This is a genomic window from Arsenophonus sp. (assembly GCA_031446085.1).
Classification (GTDB): Bacteria; Pseudomonadota; Gammaproteobacteria; order Enterobacterales; family Enterobacteriaceae.
Genome location: CP132901.1, coordinates 21,119 through 37,958, shown reverse-complemented (window position 1 = coordinate 37,958; position 16,840 = coordinate 21,119). Strand labels below are relative to the sequence as shown.

At 20.4% G+C, this 16,840-nt stretch carries 14 protein-coding genes; 3 read left to right on the top strand and 11 right to left on the bottom strand.

The features are described from left to right. Positions 1-148 precede the first annotated feature (148 nt). The gene (locus RA161_00150; protein WMY97492.1) at positions 149-436 is read left to right on the top strand and encodes a hypothetical protein; all 288 of its coding nucleotides are present in this window, start codon (positions 149-151) and stop codon (positions 434-436) included. A 9-nt stretch (positions 437-445) separates the two neighbouring features. Here RA161_00150 and RA161_00145 read toward each other — a convergent pair whose 3' ends face one another. From RA161_00145 to prfB, 8 genes are all read right to left on the bottom strand, one after another. Then, entirely contained in the window at positions 446-1,789 is a 1,344-nt protein-coding gene (locus tag RA161_00145) for an MFS transporter (GenBank protein WMY97491.1), read from the bottom strand. Between the two features lie 29 nt (positions 1,790-1,818). Beyond that, positions 1,819-2,697, bottom strand: coding sequence for a heme o synthase (cyoE, locus tag RA161_00140; GenBank protein WMY97490.1), 879 nt, complete (start codon positions 2,695-2,697; stop codon positions 1,819-1,821). Continuing rightward, entirely contained in the window at positions 2,698-2,919 is a 222-nt protein-coding gene (locus tag RA161_00135) for a hypothetical protein (protein WMY97489.1), read from the bottom strand. 113 nt (positions 2,920-3,032) lie between these two features. Continuing rightward, entirely contained in the window at positions 3,033-3,635 is a 603-nt protein-coding gene (locus RA161_00130; protein ID WMY97488.1) for a cytochrome c oxidase subunit 3, read from the bottom strand. A 9-nt stretch (positions 3,636-3,644) separates the two neighbouring features. Beyond that, a complete protein-coding gene (gene cyoB / locus RA161_00125; protein ID WMY97487.1) occupies positions 3,645-5,630 on the bottom strand; it encodes a cytochrome o ubiquinol oxidase subunit I in 1,986 nt (661 codons plus the stop codon). Positions 5,631-5,647: 17 nt separating this feature from the next. Further along, entirely contained in the window at positions 5,648-6,550 is a 903-nt protein-coding gene (gene cyoA, locus RA161_00120) for a ubiquinol oxidase subunit II (protein WMY97486.1), read from the bottom strand. 145 nt (positions 6,551-6,695) lie between these two features. Next, positions 6,696-8,198 carry a lysine--tRNA ligase gene (lysS, locus tag RA161_00115; protein ID WMY97485.1) on the bottom strand — a complete coding sequence of 501 codons (1,503 nt, stop codon included), beginning with the start codon at positions 8,196-8,198 and terminating at the stop codon, positions 6,696-6,698. Positions 8,199-8,212: 14 nt separating this feature from the next. After that, positions 8,213-9,302 (bottom strand): peptide chain release factor 2 gene (gene prfB, locus RA161_00110; protein ID WMY97739.1). Its coding sequence is split into 2 segments (ribosomal slippage): positions 8,213-9,232 and positions 9,234-9,302, totalling 1,089 coding nucleotides; the frame shifts between segments, so codons are not numbered across the junction. A gap of 179 nt (positions 9,303-9,481) precedes the next feature. Between prfB and RA161_00105 the strand changes: the two genes are divergently transcribed. Next, positions 9,482-10,264, top strand: coding sequence for an SDR family oxidoreductase (locus tag RA161_00105; protein ID WMY97484.1), 783 nt, complete (start codon positions 9,482-9,484; stop codon positions 10,262-10,264). Between the two features lie 19 nt (positions 10,265-10,283). Here the strand turns inward: RA161_00105 and recD are convergent, their stop codons facing one another. The 3 genes from recD to RA161_00090 form a co-directional block, all read right to left on the bottom strand. Further along, entirely contained in the window at positions 10,284-12,137 is a 1,854-nt protein-coding gene (gene recD, locus RA161_00100; GenBank protein WMY97483.1) for an exodeoxyribonuclease V subunit alpha, read from the bottom strand. Between the two features lie 13 nt (positions 12,138-12,150). Beyond that, the gene (gene recB / locus RA161_00095) at positions 12,151-15,765 is read right to left on the bottom strand and encodes an exodeoxyribonuclease V subunit beta (protein WMY97482.1); all 3,615 of its coding nucleotides are present in this window, start codon (positions 15,763-15,765) and stop codon (positions 12,151-12,153) included. 155 nt (positions 15,766-15,920) lie between these two features. After that, positions 15,921-16,415, bottom strand: coding sequence for an Hsp20 family protein (locus RA161_00090; GenBank protein ID WMY97481.1), 495 nt, complete (start codon positions 16,413-16,415; stop codon positions 15,921-15,923). Positions 16,416-16,569: 154 nt separating this feature from the next. On the opposite strand from RA161_00090, the gene RA161_00085 reads away from it, so the two are divergent. After that, positions 16,570-16,824, top strand: a complete 255-nt coding sequence (locus tag RA161_00085) for a hypothetical protein (protein ID WMY97480.1) — start codon at positions 16,570-16,572, stop codon at positions 16,822-16,824. Positions 16,825-16,840 lie beyond the last annotated feature (16 nt).

The window sequence follows — 16,840 nt, the reverse complement described above, 5'->3', positions numbered from 1 at the left end:
AAATTAATATATTTGTAATTTTGTTTTTTTAGAATTTTTAATAAAAAAAATGCATTGTTGTAAATCTTTATCTATTATGACATAAAATATTGAAAAACAAATCTATATATAATATAATTTTATTAATTATTATAGATAAATATTTTATATGAAAAAAAATATAAAAAATATTTTTTCTTTAAAAATTGTTCAAAAAAATTCTAAAGAAGACACAATTTTAGATGTACGATCTACGTATGATCAAAAAAAAAATCCACTTATCTTGAAAAAAACAAAAATAAAATTAATGCCATTTTATAAAATTCAATCAGAATATCATCAATTATCAAAAGAAAAAAGTTATTTATTATATTGTGAAAAAGGAATTATGAGTCGATTACAAGCCTTCTTTTTGATAGAAAAAGGCTTCAAAAAAATTAAGATTTTAAAAAAATAAATAAAGTAATTAATATTTATCTATAAAATTAATTACTTTATTTTTACTTAATATTAAGTTATTTACTTTAATGTAAATAACGTCTTTATTTTTTGATAAAAAAACTTCTTTTATTCCTTTAATATTCATTAAATCCTTGATTAAAATATCAATATTTATATTTTTATTTTTCATTAAGTAATTAAAATTAGTTAAATATAAACCATCATCTAAATGAAAAACAATCAAAAACCATAAAATAAGAATAATTAATTCTATTATTAATAATAATAGAAGATTATCCACAATAGAATAAAGATATCCAAATATTATTCCACCAAAACCAAGACCAAAAAATTGACTAGTTAAAAATAAACTCATTGTAGTTCCTTTATAAGGAAAAGATGCTATTCTTACTAATATAGCTGGTAAAATAGATTCAATTATATTAAAACCTATAAAAAAAATCTGTAATCCAAATAAAAAAAAATAAATATGCTGTTTATAAAATAAAAAAAATAATATTGAAATAAATAAAAGTATTATAGAATTTTGTAAAATTTTTTTAGAAGGTTTAAATTGATACAATAATATAAAAGATATAATTAAAGAAAAAAATAAAACAAAAAAATAAATTTTTGTCTGTTGTATAGATGAAATTCCAAATTTTTTTATAATCGGAAATAAAATAATAAAATTTGACATCAATAACATATGTAATAAAAATATACTACAATTTAGTTTTAAAATATTTTTATTGATCAAAATTTTTTTAATTACATTTTTAACAATGTAAAAACTAAAATTCATATTAATAGGATTATCTTTAGGAATGTAATAAAAAATCATTAATATTGACAAAAAAGAAAAAAATGAAATCAAAAAAAGTACATTATTTAATCCAAATAAATCATATATAATTGGACTCATTGCAATTCCTATACTAAAACTAATTCCAAAAATAATACCTATTAAGGCCATCAAAATAGTTCTATTTTTTTCAGAGATAGAATCTGATGCTAAAGCTAATATAACAGAAGAAATTGCACCTGATCCTTGTAAAAAACGACCAATCATAATTCCATAAATAGATTTTTCTATGACAACAACTAAACATCCTAAAATAAAAATACATAAACCAAAAATAATTACTTTTTTACGACCAAAAAAATCTGATAATATCCCCAATGGAATTTGAAAAAATGATTGACTAAATCCATAAATACCAATTGTTAAAGAAATTAATATTTTATTAACTGTTTTTAAAGTTAATAAATAATTAGTAAATATTGGAAATATTATAGAAATACCAAAAACGCGAAATAATAAAACAAATGCTAATATAAAAACTATTTTTAATTCTTTTTTAAACATAAAAATATTTGTATAGTATATTTTTTATTTTAGTTATTAAAATACAAAATAACTAATTTATTATAAATTATTATTATATTTGTTAACATAATAATAATGATAGAAAAAATAAAAATAGAACGAGACCAAATTTTCTCATTAAGATTATCTTTAAAACCAATAATTGATAAAAAAAACCATAAAATATCAAGAAAATTATGAATAAAGAAAAAATGATGCTTTATATATTTAAAAAAATAAAAGAATTTTAAAATTATAAAAAAAAATATATATATAAAAATATGAATTTTTGTAATATAAATACTTTTTATTAATGGTAAAACCGGAATTTTTGCAGAACGATAATCATTTAAATGTAATAAAATAATACAGTAAGAATGAGGCATTTGCCATAAAATAAAAATAAAAAATAAAATAATAATTTCTAGATTTAATGCAGATGATAAAGCACAATAACCTATTAAAGGAAGTACAGCACCAGATAAACTTCCTATTAAAATACTATAAGATGTCACACGTTTTGTATAAGTATAGATCAATGCATAAAAAATAAAACCAAATAAAGTAAAAAATAATACTAATTTATTTGTTTTTAACAATAACCATATAAAACCAATTAAAAATAACAAAATTCCATATATTAATGCAAAATTAGTATTAATCTCTTTTGTTACTAACACTCTGTTTTTTGTTCTCTTCATCAAAGAATCAATATTTCTATCAAAATAATTATTAAAAATAGAAGCAGAAGCAGTAATAAAAAAAACACCTAATAAAACATTAACTAATAACGAATAGCTTATTTCTCCTTTTAATGCTACAAAAAAACCAGCTATTAAAGAAATTAAATTTCCAAAAACTATTCGAGGTTTTATAATTTCAATATATGAACTAATTAAACTATGCATTTAATTAGAAGAATGATCAAGAATCATATTATAATTTAAATGATACATAATCCACAATGATCCAAAAATAAGAATCATTGCAATAGATATTGCAAAAATAAATGAAAATAAATGTAAACGATTTTCTACATCTAAATTTATATCTAAAAAATAAATAAAATGAACAATAATTTGATAAATTGTAATTATACTAATAAAAAATAAATTATATTTACCCCACAAATTTATTTTAAATAAAATGGAAAAAAATATAGAGAAGAATAGTAAAAAAAATCCTATTAAATAAGATTTAATGCACTTCAAATATAAATAATCATTTATTTTTTTTTTCATAATTACAATCCTAATAAAAAAATAAAATTAAAAATTAAAATCCAAATGATATCTAAAAAATGCCAAAAATACCCTAAGCAATGTAATCTAATACGATTAGTTTGATTAAAACCTTTCGTTTTAAAACTAATAAACATAAATATAATCCATATTAGAGCAAAAAAAATATGTAATAAATGTGTTCCTAATAAAATAAACCAAGATGATAAAAATGCATTTAATTTTGGAGTATATCCTAAATTAATCAATTGAAAAAAATGGAAAAACTCCATTAAAAAAAATAATAATCCTAAAATAAAAGTAATAAATAACCAAAAATTAACTATCTTTTTTTTTTTAGTATATAAAAAAAATATAGAAAAACTACAAGTTACACTACTAATTAATAAAATAAATGTCTCTATAACAACAGAAATATTAAAAAAATATTTTTCAATCATTTGGTACGATTTAAAATCTGATAAAACAAAATAAATAGAAAATAAACAAGAAAAAACAATTAAATCACTCATCAAATAAATCCAAAATCCAAATACTGTAATTGAATTTTTATCCTTATAAAAATCTTCATTATTTAATAAATGCCTTTTTATTATTGAATTCATTGCAATATTTTATTCCTTTATTTTTTTTAAAAAATCAACATTTTTATTTTCAATTTCTATTATTTTTTTAATAGATATACAATAATGTTTCGTTTCATTATCTAAAAATTTTAAAATACAGATCAATAATATAGATAATATACTCAAAATAGATAACCACCAGATATGCCAAACCATTGCAAAACTAAAAAATAGAGAAAATAACCCGATTAATATTCCAATATAATTATTAGATGGAATATAAATAGGTTGATATAACTTCATTCTATTTCCAAATATATTTTTTTTGTTTTTTATACTCCACCATGCATCACGATGATTAACAACCGGAAGAATAGCAAAATTATATGAAGGAGCTGGAGAAATAATAGACCATTCTAAAGTACGACCATTCCAAGGATCACCATTTTTATCTAAATTGTGAGAACGATCTCTGATACTAACAATAAATTGTATTACTTGTGATATAATACCAAATAATATAAAAATAGATCCAACAAAAGCAATAGTCAACATGAAATGATATTGTTCATCAATATTTTGACTTAATCTTCTCGTCATTCCCATAAAACCTAAAATATAAAGTGGCATAAATGCTAATAAAAAACCAACAATCCAAAAAATAAAACTAATTAATCCCCATTTTTCATTTAATAAAAATCCAAAAGCTTTAGAAAACCAATAAGTTATTCCAGCAAAACATCCAAACACTACTCCAGTAATAATAACATTATGAAAATGCCCTATTAAAAATACGCTATTATGTAATACATAATTAATACTTGGTATAGCCAATAAAACACCTGTCATACCACCAATTGAAAATAAAATAATAAATCCTACAGTCCATAACATAGGAGTTTTAAAGCTAATTTTTCCATGATACATTGTGAATAACCAATTAAATATTTTTAATCCAGTAGGAATTGCAATAATCATTGTAGCAATTCCAAAAAAAGTATTCACATTAGCCCCAGAACCCATTGTAAAGAAATGATGTAACCAAACTATAAATGATAAAAAAGTAATTACAATAGTAGCCCAAATTAATGATTTATAACCAAATATTTTCTTTCTGCAAAAAGTTGCTGTAATTTCAGAAAATATCCCAAAAGCAGGTAATACCAATATATAGACTTCTGGATGTCCCCATGCCCATATTAAATTTACGTACATCATCATATTACCACCCATATCATTTGTAAAAAAATGGGTACCTAAATATCGATCCATAGTTAATAATAAAATTGTAACTGTAAGAATAGGAAAAGCAGCAATAATTAAGATATTACTACATAATGTAGTCCAAGTAAAAATTGGCATTTTCATCATAGACATACCTGAAATTCGCATTTTTAAAATGGTTACTAATAAATTAATACCTGTTAACATAGTGCCAATTCCAGAAATTTGAATACTCCATATCCAATAATCTACACCTACTCCAGGACTATATTCTTTTTCAGATAATGGTGGATATGCTAACCACCCAGTTTGAGCAAATTCACCAAATCCTAAAGAAAGATTCATCAAAATAACACTTGAAAAAAACAACCAAAAACTTAAAGAATTTAAAAATGGAAATGCAACATCACGTGCACCAATTTGTAAAGGAATAACAAAATTCATTAATCCGATAATTAGAGGCATAGCAACAAAAAAGATCATTATAACTCCATGTGCAGTAAAAATTTGATCATAATGATGAGGAGGTAAAAATCCAACTTTTCCACCAGAAGATAAAAATTGTTGTCCTCTCATCATCAGAGCATCTGCAAAACCACGAATTAACATTAAAATAGAAACAATGATATACATTATTCCTATTTTTTTATGATCCAAACTTGTTAACCAGTTATTCCATAACCATTTCCATTTTGAAAAATAAGTAAGATAAATACACAAACATAATCCAAAAAACATAATACAAATTAAAGTATAAATAATAATTGGTTCATTGAAAGGAATAGCATCTAATGTTAATTTTCCCCACATATTTTCTCCTTAATCTGTTAATGATTATTATTTTTAATTTGATTATCTTTTTTATGATGATGATGTGCAAAACTTAATATTAAATCTTTATAAATATTAGGGCTAAAATATGAAAAATGCATTGTATAATAATTATGATTATTTTCCTTTAGTATCTTATTAAAAGATTCCATCTTATCAATTTTTCTTGAAGAATGCTGCACATTTTTAATCCATTTATAATAATCTTCATTATTACAAACTATCACTTTAAATTTCATATTTGAAAAACCATGCCCACTGTAACTAGAAGAAAATCCTTTATAAACACCAATTGTATCAGCCATTAAATGCAATTTTGTTTGCATTCCAGCCATAGAATAAATTTGTCCACCTAACGCAGGAATAAAAAAAGAATTCATAACAGAAGCAGAAGTAATACGAAAATTAATAGGAACATCAACTGGAAACGATATTTCATTAATAGTTGCAATATTGTATTCTGGATAGATAAAAATCCATTTCCAATCAGATGAAATGACTTGAATTGTTATTGGATTATTTTTTGATTTAATATTATTTAACTCAATATATGGATCTAATTTATGTGTACTTTTCCAAGCAATAAAAGATAAAAGACTGATTATAATAACAGGAATAACCCAACAAATTATTTCAATTTTAGCAGAATAATCCCAATCTGGTTTATAAATAGATTTTTTATTATTTTCATTATATTTTATAGAAAAAATAATAGTCATTAATATTACAGGAATGATTATAAGCAATAATAAAAATAATGAAAATATTATAATTTCTTTTTGTTCAGAACTAATTAACCCTTTTGGATTCATTAATACCATTTTACAATTACTTAGAATAATAAGATAAGTTAATAATTCAATTATTTTTATCTTTTTTTTTAATTTAAAAAATTTCATTAAAAAACCCTAAATTTATTTTTTGTAAATAAATTAAATAGAAAAATAAATGATTAATGATAAACGTTGCAAAAATTAGCATTTAAAATGCTAAATAAAAAATAATAAATGATTCTAAAAAAAAAGTTTTCCTATCTAATATTAATTAAGTATCTTTTTTAAAAGTTGGAAATAAAATTACATCTTTAATATTATCATGATTTGTTAAAAGCATAACAACACGATCAATTCCGATTCCCAATCCAGCAGTAGGAGGTAATCCATATTTTAATGCAGTAATATAATCTTTATCAAAAAAATTTACTGAACTTTTTTTTATATCTTTATTTTGAATTTGATTTAAAAAACGATTTTTTTGTTCTATAGGATCACTTAACTCAGAAAATCCATTTCCAATCTCACATCCATTAATATATAATTCAAATCTATCAGTAATTGATGAATTTAAATCATTAGAACGAGCTAAAGGAGAAACTTCAATTGGATACTCTGTAATGAAAGTAGGTTGTATTAAATTTTTTGGCACTATCTTTTCAAAAATTTCAAATTGTATTTTTCCTATTCCCCATTTTTTTTCTATTTTAATATCTAATTTCTGTGCTATTTTTTTTAATCTTGGTAATGATTTTAAGTCATTAGAATTAATATTTGGAATATATTTTAAAATAGATTCTATCATAGTCATAGAAAAAAATGATTTTGAAAAATCTAATTCTTGGCAACCACATTTAATAATTGGAGAACCAAAAATTTTATTAGTAACATCACAAAATAATTCTTTAATAAGAATCATAAGATCCTTATAATTAGAATAAGCCATATAAAGTTCCATCATAGTAAATTCAGGATTATGATATGAAGATAATCCTTCATTACGAAAATTTTTATTAATTTCAAAAATTTTTTCAAACCCCCCAACGATTAAACGTTTTAAATATAACTCTGGAGATATTCTCAAATACATTTTCATATTTAATGAATTATGATGAGTTATAAAAGGTTTAGCTAAAGCACCACCGGGAATATTTTGCATCATAGGCGTTTCAACTTCTAAAAAATTTTTTTTAATCATAAAATCACGTATACAAGAAATAATTTTTGAACGAGTTAAAAAAGTTTTACGAGTTCGAGAATTTGAAATTAAATCAAGATAACGTTTTCTATACCTAATTTCTTTATTTACTAATCCATGAAATTTATCAGGAAAAGACTTTAATACTTTTGATAATAACAAAACTTCATAACAATTTATTGTTAACTCACCTCTCTTTGTTTTAAATAAAATACCTTTAACTCCGATAATATCTCCTATATTCCAAGATTTAAAATGATCATTGTATAATGAATCTGAAATATTATTTTGTGTAACATAAATCTGAATCTGTCCTTCATAATCTTGAATATGTGCAAAAGATGCCTTACCCATAATTCTACGACTCATTATACGTCCAGCAAAACTAACATTTACATTTAAATTAACAAGTTCTTGGGCAGTCTTATAACTATATTTTGAATGTAGTGTACTAGATAAATCTTCTTTATAAAAATTATCTGGATATAAAAAAATACCATTTTTACTTATTTTCTGATTTTTTTTATTTTTATTCTTTTTATCCAAAATTTGTTGACCATTTTTTTTTTTTAACATTTTAACCTACTTATTTATAGACCTAATCTCAAATTATTTTCTATAAAAAAATCTAAGTTTCCATCTAAAATAGATTGCACGTCTCTAGTTTCTAAACCAGTACGTAAATCTTTAATTCTAGAATCATCTAATATATATGAACGAATTTGATATCCCCATGTAATATTAGATTTATTACTTTCAATTTTTTTTTTGATCTGTTGTTTTTTTTCTAATTCTAATTTATACAATTTTGATCTTAATTGTTTTAACGCATATTTTTTATTTTTATGTTGAGATCTTTCATTTTGACATTGTGATATTATTCCAGTAGGAATATGAATGATACGTACAGCAGATTCAGTAGTATTCACATGTTGCCCTCCAGAACCTGAAGATCTATAGACATCAATTCTTAAATCAGAATTATTAATATCAATTTTTATATTATCACTGATTTCTGGATAAACAAATACAGAACTAAAAGAAGTATGACGCTTATTACCATAATCAAATTTACTTTTTCTTACTAATCTATGTACTCCAGTTTCTGTTCTAAACCATCCATAAGCATATTTACCCAATATTTTTATAGTAGCTGATTTTAACCCACAAAAATCTCCTGCATTGATATGAGTGATGTCTGTTTTAAAACCTTTTAAATAACCCCAACGTAAATACATTTTTAATAACATATGACTCCAATCTTGTGCATCAAACCCTCCAGATCCAGATTGTAAATCTAAATAACAATTTAAAGAATCAACTTTATTTGGAAAAAAAATTTTCGTCTCTATTTCTTTTAATTTTTTTTTATATTTTTTTAACTCTAAATATATTTCATTTAAAAAATTATAATCAGAATTTTGAATACTAATATTTAGTAGCTCTTTAATATCATTTAAATCATTAATAAAATTCTGAATAGGTTGAATAATATGATTTAAAGAAATAAACTTCTTTTTTAAAGAAGAAACTTTATTCCAATTACAATGTTTTTCCAATTCTAGGTTAATTAATTTCAATTGTTCTTTTTTATTTTCATAGTCAAAGTAAATTTTTTAGTAAAATAATTTTTTTAAATAAAGATTTAATTTTTTTATTAAGTATATTAATGTCCATTATAATTAATTTCTCAAATATAAATTATTATTATGTAATCAAAATATAAAATTATAAAAATTCTAAATAAATGTTGTTTCAAATCAAAAACTAATATAAAGTTACTCATATTTAAAATATTATATCAAAAATATACATTATATATTAACATATATTAGTTATATAGCTATCAAGGGAAATATATGAATATAGTAAATAAAAAAAAAATTTTAATTACTGGATTAAGTAATAAATATTCTATTTCATTTGGAATTGCAAATTGCCTATATAAGTATGGTGCAAAATTAGCATTTACATACCAAAATGAAAAAATAAAAAATAAAATTTTAAAAATAGCTCAAGATTTTAATTCTGATATTGTCTTACCATGTGATGTTTCTTCAGATGAAAGTATTCAAAATTTGTTTATCCAATTAAAAAAAAAATGGAAGACTTTTGATGGTTTTATTCATTCAATTGCATATGCACCAACAGAAGAATTAAAAGATGATTATATTAATACGGTAACAAGAAAAGGATTTATAATTTCTCATTCTATTAGTTCATATAGTCTTGTAGCACTTGCAAAATTTTGTAGAAATATGTTAAATCCTTATTCTTCAATAGTAACATTGACATATTTAGGTGCAGAAAGAGTAGTACCAAATTATAATGTTATGGGACCTGCCAAAGCATCCCTAGAAGCAAATGTAAAATACATGGCAAATTATATGGGAGAAAAAAATATTAGAGTAAATGGTATTTCTTCAGGACCAATTAAAACACTAGCTTCTTCTCGTATTAAAAATTTTAGAAAAATGTTATCGTTTTATAAAAATGTTACACCTTTAAAAATTATAATTAATTCTGAAGATATAGGTAATTGTGCTACATTTTTATGTTCTGATCTGTCTAAAGGTATCACTGGAGAAATTATACACGTTGATGGAGGATTTCATATAACAACAATGAATTTATTAGAATAATAAATTATTAAATATTTTTTTAAATCAATCTCTTATATTTTGATATTAATTTATCAATTAATCCACTATTTCTTTTTGTATTTTTTAAAATACCTTGAATAAAAACATTAATATCTGAAAATATATTTAACTTATCTTTAGCTCTTGTAATAGCAGTATAAATTAAGTTCTTATCAGAAAATTCTTTTATACTAGGTGGGATAATTAAAGTAATTTTTTTAAATTCTGAACCCTGTGACTTATGTATTGTCATTACAAAACTAGTTTCATGTTCAGGTAACAAATTTAAAGCAATTTTTCTTAAATGATTTTTATGGGACATGAAATATGCTTTTAATCCATTCTCATTATCATTTAAAACAATACCTAAATCTCCATTAAACAATTTTAAATTATAATCATTTTTTTTAATCATAATAGGACAACCTTCATAATAATTATACATTATATTATTTGTCTTATATTTTATTAAATTTTGATCAGAAAGTATTTTTTCTAAATAAAAGTTTAGTTTTTTTACACCAAATGGTCCAGTTTTAATGGGTGTAAGAATACGATATTGATTAAAATAAGATAATATTAATTTATAATTAATATTCGTTTTTTTAATCATTTTAAAATATTTTAAATATGGTTTTATAATTTCTAAAATAAAATCCTTATATGTTTTAAAAGAACAAATTGAATAAAATTTAACTTCATTATTTTTAATAAATAAAAATTTTTTAATTTCTTTAATTTTTTTTTCTTTAACTAAATTAGCTAACTCATAAATTTTAGATTTTTTTTTAAAACGATAATTTTCTTTTAATAAACATATACTATCTTTAATTTTATACTTACAGTTTGATTGTAAGTAAGATAAATCTAATCCACTAAGTTTTTTAAATTGTTTTATTTTCTTTTGACTATATCCAATATTTGAAAAGTAAGACAAATTATCTAAAATTGATCCTGGTCCTACTGAAAATAATTGATTAGGATCTCCTAAAAAAATTACATAAGCATGATTAGGTATAGATTCAATTAATTTAGCCATTACTGATAAATCTATCATTGAAGATTCATCAATAATTAATACATCTAAAATTAATTTATTATTTTTATTATATAAAAAAGATTGATTATTTTTTTGAAATCCTAATAAACGATGAATAGTTTTAGCTTTAAAAGATTTCTTTTTATATTTATTTTTATCAAAATATAAATTAATAGATTCCGTTAATCTAACAGCTGCCTTTCCTGTAGGTGCAACTAATTGAATATTTAGTTGATTATTATATAATCTTAGTAAAATTAATAAAAATCGAGCAATAATTGTAGTTTTTCCTGTTCCAGCTTCACCTATAATAATTGAAATTTTATTAGTAATTGCAGTAAGTACTGCTATTTTTTGCCAATCTAAAATATTTTTTTTTGGAAAAACGAAATTCAAAATTTTAACTAATTTTTTTTCATTAATTTTTTTTTTTTTATTTTTGTAAAAAAAATTCACAATAATTTCTTCATTTAACCACATATTATAAAAATAAAGTTTATTTTTTTCAAAAAATAAAGGTTTAATTTGATCCTTATTAAAGGATATAGAATAAGACTTATAAATCTCATTATATATTAAATGAAAATCAAATAATTTTGCTTTTTTCCATAAGAAAAAAGCAAAATTTATTTGATTACTATCATGAAAGAAATTATTTGGATCATGAAGTAAATCAAATGATAAACAAACATGACCTAAACGAATTTGAGCACTTAACAAAGAAAATATTACGATTAATAATAAATTATTTTTTTCAGATAATAATAAAGATAGGTATACATCAGTATTAGTAAATAAATTTAAATCAATTGCAGATTTCAATAATTTTTTCATTATATATGGCAATCTATATCCTATTTTTAAAAAAAATATCCAATTCTTTAATTAATTTAAATGAAGGAATAACGTGATAAATACCATAACCTAAATATTTAGGATTAATACCTCTCAAAAAAACATATATAACTCCTCCAAAATTTTTGTTGTAAGAATATTTTTTTAATCTATATTGTAAGTAACGATGTAATGCTAAAGTATAAAATTGATATTGTATGTCATATCGATTTTTAATCATTTCTGATTTAATATTTTTAAAATTATATTTCAATGTATTATCACCTAACCAATTAGTTTTATAGTCTATAATATAAAATTTATTTTTCCATAAACATATAAGATCTATTGATCCTTTAAGAATACCACTAACTTTTTTAAAAGTTAGTAAAGAAGCTAATCTAGATAAATGATCATATTTTTTAATAATTTTATTCAATTCATTACATTCAATTTGATTATTAATAGAAAAATGAAAAAAAATTTCTTTTAATTTTTCATTAGATTTAATTTTTGATAACATTAATCCGTTTTTTAATAACGGAGTATTTAAAATATTAAATAACCATCTTTTTAAAATAGAAATCCAATTTATTTCAAACCCAAAAATTTTTATTTTTTTTAATAACCAAAATTTATTTACTCTTTTATTAAAATATATTTTTTCTAATAAATGATGAAAAAAAATTCCAGTATGTAAACCTTTCGGAAAAGTATGTATACTGTATAAATTATTTTTTTTTATTTGTTTTTTTTTGAAACTATTTTTAAAAAAATAAGAGATTTCCGAAGAAAAAAGATTTTTTTCATTTAAAATATTTAAATTAGTATCATTTTTTAATTTTGAATAACTGATTATTTGAGAATCATTATCTATAAACCTTGAAAATTTTTTTTCTGATAAAAATTTACTTAAATTATCTTTTATAAAAGTATTATGCTTAAATTTATTTTTTTGATTCAAATTTATTTTTTTATTTATTAAAGAAATCAATTTAATATCTTGTTCTTGAATAGAAAAAAAAGAAATTACATCAGAACTCAATTTTTTAATTGATTTTTCAAATGATTTATTTTGATCATTTAAATTAAAATTAAATATATATTCTAAAACATTTCTATAAAATAGAAGTGTTCTATTTTTTTTTTTTATATTAAATAATATACCAACATGACAACAAAAAATAGATCGAGTCATTGCTACATATAATAAACGTATTTCTTCTGATAAATATTCTTTATAAGATATAGATAATTCATCTTGAGATGGATAAAAATCAATTGTAGATCTTAGATTATCTTTTTGATGAAAAGAACAAATATTTTTTTTAAATACAGAACATCCAAACGGAATCCAAACTATTGGAAATTCTAAACCCTTTGATTTATGTATTGTGGTAATACGTATTATTTTTTTATTACTTTCTTCTGAAAATATTTGTTGATATTTTTCATCAAATTCAGAATTATATATTTTTTTTATTAACCATTGTATTAAAGAATATTTATCATAGAATAATAAAGATTGTTCTTCTAATATTTCAATTAATTGAAATAAATTCATTAAACGTTTCTTACCATTAATTTCATCTTTTAATAAATTTGAAACTATTTCATAATCGGATATTATAGTTTTTAACATTATTGAAATTCCATTTTCATTCCATAAATTTAAATAATTAAAAAAATTACTAATTTTTTTAGACCATGCAATTTCATTTTCATTTAAATAACATATTTCATTTATACTTAATCCTATTAATCTAGTAGCTAAAGCAGTACGTAAAAAATTATTATTATCTGGATAAATAATAGCATTTAATATTAAAACTAAATCATAAGCCTCAGCAGTTTGAAAAATATTAACTATTTCTGAAATGATTTGTGTAGTGATATTAAATTTTTCTAAAGATTTTTTTATAATTAAACTTTCACTATAGTTTCTAACTAAAATAATAATATCAGAATGTTTAATTTTATTACTGATATTGTTTTTACACAAAACAATATCATTGTTATTAAAATATAAATAATTATATATATGACTGGCACAATAATCAGCTATTATTTCTTTTAAATCTATATTTTTATATTTTTTATAATCTAAATAATAAAAATTTAATGCTGATATTTTGTTATTTTTTGAATATATTTTTAATTTTTTACTTAAATTAGAAGGATATACTTTATAAAAGGGTATATCCTGAAATAAAAAAACATTTTTTTTATACATAAATAATTTATTAATAGATTCAATCATATCTTTAGAAGAACGCCAATTCTCTTTAAGAAAATATACATTTTTTATCTCTTTTTTTGCTTTTATATATACGAATATATTAGCGTCTCTAAATGAATAAATAGATTGTTTAGGATCTGCAAATAAAAACAACCCTGTATATTCTTTATTCTGATAAATATTACTCAATATTCTATATTGTCTTAAATCTGTATCTTGAAATTCATCTACAATAATCATTGGATATTTTCTTTGAATAATTTTGCCTAAATTATTTTTTTTATCTAATAAATTGTAATCTAAAATAGATAAAAGATCATCAAATCCAAATGTTCTATTAGATATTTTTTTTTGATATATTTTTTTTCTAACAAAAAAAATAGATTTTACAATTAAAATATTTTTTAATGTATATTTTTTTTTTAAAATATGATCAATTTCAGAAAAAATATGATACTGATTAAGATCAGAAAAATTTTCTTTTATTAAAGTAGAAATTTTAGTTTTAGAAAAATAAAATAAAATCGAAGGAATATTATAATCTAATGTATTTTGTTTCGCCCAAATATTAATATTTTCTATCCAAATATTTAAATTATGTAAATTATAAATACGTCTATTTAAAATTAACACATTCATTAATATATCAATCATTTTAGATGAATACTTTAGCCATGTTTTTTTAAATTTATTTATATTATTAATAATTCTAATATGATATTTTTCTATGCTTTCATAAATTAATTCTTTATTAAAAAATAAAGGTAACTCCCCATATAAATATGGCTTAATTACAGATAATAATTCTTGAGGATTTTTAAAACATTGAAAAACATTATTGCATATAGAATAATCTAAAGGATATAAAAAACGCCTCCAAAAATCCATACATGCTTGTTTTTCAATATGTTCTTCATTATTTAATATTGAATATTTAGAAGGTATTTTCAATTCAAAAAAAAATTCTGATAAAATACGTCTACAAAAGCCATGAATAGTATAAATAGATGCATGACTAATATTTATCTCTGCTAAAGATAATAATTGAAAAGCAATTTTTTTATTTCTAATTTTAGATAAAATAGTTTGATAAATTGATTCATCAAAACATTTTGTTTCATTAATACATGCTTTTCTTAACTTTCTTATACTTTTTTTTATTCGTACTAATAATTCATCTTTAGCATTTTCTGTAAAAGTTAAAACTAAAATTTCTGACACATCTAATGGAACATTAAATTTAAATAAACTACTACTTTCCCTTTGACCTAAAAGTAAACGCAAATATATAATAACAATATTATATGTTTTTCCTGTTCCTGCTGAAGCTTCAATTAAAACTCTTTTCTTTAAAGAAAGAGTAAAAGGGTTTAGATAATTAATATTCATTAAATTTAAAAATCAATAATAAATTATTTAAATTAATTATAATTTTGTATTATACATTAATAATATACAATATATTTTTTAGTACCTAATAAAATAAAAAATCCAACAATAAAATTATTATTGTTGGACTTTATCTATTAAATATTTAATTAAATTTAATCTATTTTATGTTCAATAATATCTTGATTAGATTCTAAACCAATAGAAATTTTTTTAGGTTTATCTGCTTCTGGTATTTCATAATTAAAGGATAAAGTTAATAAACCATCAGACAAATTTGCAGAATTTATTTTAATACGATGATCTAAATCAAAACTCATTGAAAAATCTCTTTTTTTTATACCTTTATGTAACCATCTTATTTGATCTTTCTTTTCAGATTCTAAATTTTTTTTAATCAATTTTTTTCCACTTATAGTCAACTTAGTATTTAATACAGAAATATCTAATTCTTTTCTTGTGTACCCTGGTACACTAATAGTTAAAAAGAATTTATTTTTATCTTTTTGTAATAAATTATAAGAAGGAGTATCAGATAAAGGTTTTTCTCCAGTTATTCTGCTAAATAATCTATCCATTTGAGCAAATCTGTCAGATAAGATATTATCATTAAGCATAGGAAATAAAGAAAAAGAAGAACGGTAAGCCATATTAAACTCCTTAAATAGTACTATGATACAATCGAATATTGGGATTATTTTTGATTTTTCAATAAAAATATATTAAATTGTTAATTTAAATTTAATTAATTAAATGAATTATGTTAAAATACTTTACTCTAAATAAAAAAATATTTCATAAAAAATGTTTGAAATCTATAAATTTGAAAAAATTATTAAAAATATAAAACATATTATATTTCGAGAAATATACAAAATATCTAAAAATACAGAAATTAATATAAAAAATCTTTTAGAAAAACAATTAAACAAATTAAATTTTGTAACTAAAAAAGAACTCAACACACATACTCAAAAAATAAAAAAAATGAAAAAAAAGATTTTTTTTATGGAAAAAAAAATAAAAAAATTGGAAAATTATCTAATTAAAAAAAAATAATATACTATTCAAATAT